At 53.3% G+C, this 2185-nt stretch carries 3 protein-coding genes and 1 pseudogene; 1 reads left to right on the plus strand and 3 read right to left on the minus strand.

The window, feature by feature from the left end; all coding sequences use genetic code 11:
- Positions 1-111 precede the first annotated feature (111 nt).
- The 3 genes and pseudogenes from CAGGBEG34_RS11885 to CAGGBEG34_RS09080 all read right to left on the minus strand — a co-directional run.
- Positions 112-333, minus strand: a pseudogene (locus CAGGBEG34_RS11885) (PIN domain-containing protein); the annotation flags it as partial.
- Positions 333-608 (minus strand): antitoxin, encoded by a 276-nt coding sequence (locus CAGGBEG34_RS09075; protein ID WP_042688500.1) that lies wholly within the window; start codon positions 606-608, stop codon positions 333-335. The gene CAGGBEG34_RS09075 and the pseudogene CAGGBEG34_RS11885, both read right to left, overlap by 1 nt.
- 40 nt (positions 609-648) lie before the next feature.
- Positions 649-972 (minus strand): hypothetical protein, encoded by a 324-nt coding sequence (locus CAGGBEG34_RS09080; RefSeq protein WP_042688501.1) that lies wholly within the window; start codon positions 970-972, stop codon positions 649-651.
- 772 nt (positions 973-1744) lie between these two features.
- On the opposite strand from CAGGBEG34_RS09080, the gene CAGGBEG34_RS09090 reads away from it, so the two are divergent.
- Positions 1745-2089, plus strand: a complete 345-nt coding sequence (locus CAGGBEG34_RS09090) for a DUF559 domain-containing protein (RefSeq protein ID WP_006683339.1) — start codon at positions 1745-1747, stop codon at positions 2087-2089.
- The last annotated feature ends 96 nt before the right edge of the window (positions 2090-2185 follow it).

Here is a 2185-nt window from a genome sequence, read left to right on the forward strand (position 1 = left end):
TCATATTGGCTCAGCCACAACTGAATGAGATTCGCTGAAATTGGGTCAGCGGGCCGTGCTTCACGCCGTCCAATCTTGCCGTTACGAATATCCGTGAGCCAAGCGTATCCATTGATCGGCTCCGAACTGTCCAGGCCCTAGGGGTGCACTCCAGTGATGCCGCTCCCTGGAAGGATGGGTGCAAGCAGTCATCCCGTATTCAAGCTCTGCAAGCGTGATAGACGAAATCACAACCTCTCCGACTGAACACTGGCTAAAATGCCGGGCAACTGATTCCGGCTGGTGCTTCATTAAATAGATACACCTATTGGTATCCAGCATAAAGTGAGGCATCACAGCGCTTCCCGATGGGCTTGTTCCTGATCGCCGCGGCCTTCTGCCATAAAGTCGGGGCTGAACTGAGCGAATTTTTTTAGGATGCCGGCAAGTGAACGCCGGACCGGACGGATGCGAAGCTCATCGTCCACACGCTCAATTTCAAGTGCTATGTCTGCATTTGTATCAGCGATTTCAGCCGGAATTCTGACTGTTTGAGAATTTCCGTTACGAAAAACTTTGGTCAACAGCACCGTGGCCTCTTCCTTTACATGGCATTGAAAAACGAACATTTTAGAGCAATGGGCGTGCAGCTAAATACAGGCGTATGTACTATAGAATGCATTCAGTCATCGTTTCACAGAGACCGCTCACGCAGGCCCTGACCAAACGCAGTGAATGGCGCAGCATCTGCGACAGGTTGGCATTGAGCGCCCGCTCCATATACTGAATTTCGAGCGCCATGTTGTAGGCGCTGATCGTCTGCGTATACGCGGGGGCAAGCACGTGCCGGGCCGCCTGCGAAATAGGGTCGAGCGCTGGTTTTAATTCGTCGAGCCTGGCTGTTTGCATCGCATCCGTGACCGCCGAATACCGGCCAATCGCTGCGCGCAGATCGGAGACTGCGCGCTGGATATAGACTTCGGTGTGAAACATCGCGCAAAGATTTCCAGTCGTTAGCGTCCAAAATTTTCCAGTTTACAGAGTTGTAAACCATTAGACTGAAGAGAGGATTTTTTCGATGATTGAAGCGGCAAGAATCGTTTCCTGTGTCGTGATTCGCAAGAGACAAAACGGCGATTGAACCTTCTCTGCCTGCCTGCGCAGATCGTGTCAACAACCGTCTTCAGAGGGTCATCCATCATATGGGCAGGCGCTCCGCCAAAAAAAGTGAACGCTTGCCCATGCGTATCCAGCGCCATTTCAAGTGATTCACGTCAATCAGCCATCACGAACACATCACTCCAATCGAACCGGCAGGCCTCTGCCGCTGTAAAAACCATCGGCACACAGGCTTCTGTGACGCGGCCCCTGAGCATCGGCTTTCCATGGCTGGATGAAGCGCTGCACACTGCTCAATAAGCGCCTTTATAGCCAAGCGTTTGCAGACATTCGTATATCCTCCGGCCTGTACGCTGTCTGCGGCGGGCAAGCTTTGCGTCCTCTTCAAGCCATTGGATAAGTGGGGCCTGTAACTCCCCCAGTCTGGGAGAAACCACAATGCTTTTCTTGTAGACCGGTTCTTCTACAGTATTGATATGTGTGTGAACCGTCGGACGGGATCAACCCATTTCGCGCGCGATCTCACTGATCTTCTGTTTCTGTACGCGATAACGACAGCGTATCTCATACATCAATCATATCCATGTAAATCAACTCCAGTTACCCCCGGATAAAGGCCGGAAGTCTATCTGCAGGGTGGAAACTTTTGGACGCCGATCCACAGGCGGCAGTCGATGAGCGCGCTGAAAGCACAGTTTGCATTGCGGGTGCGCGTCGCAAAACTGCCGGAACCGCAGCGGAGTATCGCTTTGATGCGATGCGCCGGTGGAAGTTTGATTTTGCCTGGCCGAACTGGAAGATCGTCGTCGAATGCGAGGGCGGCATTTGGGCGCAGGGGCGACATACGCGAGCGTTGGGCTTTGAAGCCGATTGTGACAAGTACAACGCCGCGACAGTGCAGGGTTGGCGGGTGTTGCGCTTTACCCGCGACATGATCCAAAACGGCGCGGCGATGAATCTGCTGACGCGGGCAATTCAGCAGGCGGCGTGAGCCTGAGCGCGGAGAGAGATAGAGCGATGAATTATGAGCCAATGGGAAGAAGCTTAAGGGTGAACCACAAGCCTGTTTGCGCGATGCCAAGCCCGA

This window comes from Candidatus Glomeribacter gigasporarum BEG34 (genome assembly GCF_000227585.1).
In the GTDB taxonomy this organism is placed as follows: domain Bacteria; phylum Pseudomonadota; class Gammaproteobacteria; order Burkholderiales; family Burkholderiaceae; genus Glomeribacter; species Glomeribacter gigasporarum_B.